The sequence below is a fragment of the Clostridium psychrophilum genome (assembly GCF_018861705.1).
Classification (GTDB): Bacteria; Bacillota; Clostridia; order Clostridiales; family Clostridiaceae; genus Clostridium_AD; species Clostridium_AD psychrophilum.
This window is the reverse complement of the sequence record NZ_JAHLEC010000179.1, coordinates 1-3930: the sequence shown is the minus strand read 5'-3', so window position 1 is coordinate 3930 and position 3930 is coordinate 1. Positions and strand designations below refer to the sequence as shown.

Sequence of the window (3930 nt, the reverse complement as noted above, 5' to 3'; positions counted from 1 at the left end):
AAATAATTACTAAATTTACCATTGTTCGTGTTATGCAATGGTCTTTTTGTTATGCAATGAAATTAACAACTACTTTCGCAAATTTACACTTGACTTTAACTAGCTGGTCTTGTGTTTCTTATTATCCATTAAAAAACTATAAATTGTTACATCAGTTAGATAATTACTTTAATATTAATCTAGAATTAAACAGCATGAATATCTTTTTTAGAGTACACAAAATAACTTGTTGTAATTGCCGTAATAATAAACAATATTGCTATTATAATAAATGATACCTCATAACTAGAGTTTTTTAGAATATAGTTTGGGTCAAAATACTTGAAAGGGGTAATATAACGCATGACATCATCGTTTGTAGTTGCTGCGAACATTCCAACAATAAAAAATGTAAATACAGTGCCAAGTGAAATAGGCAGAACAGATTTAATCTTAGGTACTATAACAGAAATTAAAATTCCTAAAGCAAGAAACATAAGTTGAATGAAAAATAATGTAATAGAGATCATGAAAAATATTTTGTAACTATAGTTTTTAGTCGAAACAAAGGAAACCATAAAACTAGATGCAATTAAGTAAGCTACATTTGTAATTACAAGACAGGTTAATGCAGCCATTAGCTTTGCTGTCATGATTTTTGTGCGAGTAACAGGCTTTGTTAAAAGAAAATCTGCTGTTTTTGCGCGAGATTCCTTTGATATAATGGAAGTCCCTAGATTCATAGCCTGAATGGCACCACAAAGTGTGGTATACAAAAACATATATGAATAAAATCCTAAAATAGAAGAAATGCTATCTACAGAGAGTCCCATTGCTTTTCTTATTGGCTCTGGGAATCCTTTCATTATTTCTTTAAAAGTTGCGGCTTCTTTTGAAAAAGCGGGAAACATTGATAAAAAAAGAACAACAAGTGTTATTAAAGAACAAGTCCATATAATAGTGGATTTTCTATAAGCCTTAAGTTCGTGAATAAACATATTCATAGCTTTTAGTCCTCCTTTTCGTAGTAATGCATAAAGATTTCTTCAAGGTCTGGTTCTTCAATCCAGAGATTTGATATTTTTATTTCTGAAATCTTCTTCATAATAAAATTAATATCACCACTAAATAAAAAACTTATTAGGTTACCTTTTATACTTAAATTTGTAACACCATTTAATTTAAAGTAACTATCAGCTATTTTGGATTTCACCTCAATTTTAAATTCCTTATGGTTATTCTCTTGTAATGTACTGATTTTATCAAGTTTTATAATTTTACCTTCTTTAATAATTGCAACACGGGTACATAATCTTTGAACTTCACTTAAAATATGAGAAGAAAGTAAAATTGTAACACCCTTTTTATTTTCTTCTTCAAGGAGTTCAAAAAATCTTTGTTGCATTAGTGGGTCAAGTCCACTAGTAGGTTCGTCAAGTATAATAAGTTTAGGCGAGTGTAATAGGCCTTGAACAATACCAACTTTCTTTTTATTACCAAAAGACAAATCATCAATTTTTTTATTAAGATCAAGATCCATTATTTTGGCCAATTCATTAATCCTTTCGTTACAATCTTTTTTGTAGAAACTAGCGGAATATTTTAGCAAATCGATAACCTTCATATTGTCATAATAAAAGACTTCTGATGGTAGATATCCTATTTCTTTCTTTATTTCAGGTCCAAACTTGACACAGTCCTTACCAAAAATCGTAGCGCTACCACTAGTTGGATAAATTAAAGATAATAGTGTTCTAATCGTTGTTGATTTTCCTGCACCATTTGGTCCAATAAATCCAAAAATTTCACCTTCGCAAACATTAAAACTTACATCGGTAATTCCCCTTGCATTACCATAGTTTTTAGTTAAATTTTTAATCTCAATAACATTCATTAGTAGAACCCCCTTTTATATTAGAATGATTATATATATAATAAGTTTATTTATAAAAACAATTTTTTAAAACATCCATATAAGATCTCAATTCTTAACGAACAAATGTAATTGACCATATAAGTTAATTACATAATAGCATTATTAAATTATGTGTTCAACTGAATAAAAAACCATTTATTCTTTGAAAATTAAAGAAAGATAATTAGTATGCGAGTAGTTATAGAGTAAGCGCTTACTTTTAAACGTATGATCTATAGGTGCCTGTTTAGATAAGAATTCTGTTTTTTATATTCTAAGTTTTTATGGTATGATTGATTAATCATAAAATGAAAATTAAAAATTACAAATTTTTTTGATTTAGTGTATTGCATAGTATGATTTATATGTACATACACTATATTTTAGCAAAAAAATATTAGTGATAATAAATGGAGGTATTAAATTTTGATTGACAATGTTTTTAATATAATGCAAAGAAGGGTAGGAAAATTACATTCCCAACATGAAATCCACGAGACATTTCGATTTGGAATTCTTCTTGCAATTGCTGGCGGAATTTTAGACGCTTATACATTTATAGGGAGAGGGGGTGTCTTTTCTAATGCTCAAACTGGAAACATCGTACTTCTTGGAATATATGTTGCAAAAGGTCAATGGGTACAGGCATTTCTTCATATCCCGCCTATATTAGCTTTTATAATTGGGGTAATTGTTGTTCAAGCAATAAAAAACAATTCGTCTCCTTTATTTATTCTTGACTGGCCAAGGGCAATTTTAATTTTTGAAATTATAGTTCTTTTTATTATAGGGTTTGTTCCTAATACTTTCTCTGATACTATTGTGAATGTTATAATTTCGTTTGTAGCTTCAATTCAAGTAACTTCATTTCCTAAACTGGCGGATTCTTCATATAGTTCAACCATGTGCACAGGAAATTTGCGATCAGCTTCAAAGGCAGTATATATTGTATTTACTAAGAAAGATTCTGAAGAAGCTATTCGTACCATTAGACTTTTTACAGTTGTTCTCGCATTTTTGCTCGGGTCATTTTTAGGAGGGCTACTGACATATAGAGTTGGGGTTAAAGCAATATGGGGAGCTGTAATTGTATTAATTTGTGCTTTTGTATTATTTAGTATTTCTGAAGGCGTAAATACGAAAGAAAAAATAATAGAGTAAACAAATTAATTTATGGAGGTATTAATATGAATGTATTGGGAGTGGTAGGAAGTAGTCGGGAAAATGGTAATACATCATTTCTAGTGAAGCAAGCATTACATACAATTGAATCTAAAGACATAAAAACTGAGTTGCTTTTTCTTGGAGATTATAATATTAGAGGGTGCATTGGTTGTGAGGGATGTAAAGACACATATAAATGCGTAATAATGGATGATATGCAGAAAATATATCCTCTTATTGAAAATTCGGATGCTATTATTTTAGGTTCCCCAACGTATTTTTATAATATAACTTCAGACATGAAGGCTTTTATTGAAAGGTTATATTGTTATCAAATATTTTCACATAATGATCGTTCGGTTTGGTCAAGTGTTAATGAGGTATTAGGTGGAAAATATGCTGTAGTTATAGCAATCTGTGAACAAAATAATGAAGAAGACATGGGATTTACTGCGGAGGCTATGAAAAAACCACTTGAAGGTCTAGGATATAGAGTTATATCGACTGTTAAAATCCTAAATGCATTTAAAAAGGGAGAGGTTCTTCAAAATAAAAATGCTTTAGAACAAGTAAGAATAGCTGCACAAAAACTAGAAAAAACGTTTATGTTAAGAAGAGAAACAGAGAAAAAGCTTAAAACACATATTGGGTAGATTAAAGTAAATTGAAAAGCATTATATGTTAGTTTATCTTGTTGCTTTCTCAAATTTTATGGATAAAAAAATGTTATAATTATATCTGTAATTGTAAAAAAATAAAGAATGATCAATTGCAATAACAAGTTGAACCAATTTGTATTTATGACTTAAATCGTTGAATTTACTTATGCTGCATAAATTATATCTAATTGTGCTTCGAATAGATCTTCAGGA

General features: G+C 29.1%; 4 protein-coding genes. 2 read left to right on the top strand and 2 right to left on the bottom strand.

Annotated features, from left to right (window positions below):
- Window positions 1-185: 185 nt before the first annotated feature.
- On the bottom strand, window positions 186-983 hold the full coding sequence (locus KPL38_RS18495) for an ABC transporter permease subunit (protein WP_216290605.1): 798 nt from the start codon (window positions 981-983) through the stop codon (window positions 186-188).
- Between the two features lie 5 nt (window positions 984-988).
- Window positions 989-1873, bottom strand: a complete 885-nt coding sequence (locus tag KPL38_RS18490; protein ID WP_216290604.1) for an ABC transporter ATP-binding protein — start codon at window positions 1871-1873, stop codon at window positions 989-991.
- A gap of 447 nt (window positions 1874-2320) precedes the next feature.
- Between KPL38_RS18490 and KPL38_RS18485 the strand changes: the two genes are divergently transcribed.
- Together KPL38_RS18485 and KPL38_RS18480 are read left to right on the top strand one after the other, a co-directional pair.
- Window positions 2321-3055 (top strand): YoaK family protein, encoded by a 735-nt coding sequence (locus KPL38_RS18485; protein WP_246578038.1) that lies wholly within the window; start codon window positions 2321-2323, stop codon window positions 3053-3055.
- A gap of 26 nt (window positions 3056-3081) precedes the next feature.
- A complete protein-coding gene (locus tag KPL38_RS18480) occupies window positions 3082-3711 on the top strand; it encodes a flavodoxin family protein (protein ID WP_216290603.1) in 630 nt (209 codons plus the stop codon).
- Window positions 3712-3930: the final 219 nt, after the last annotated feature.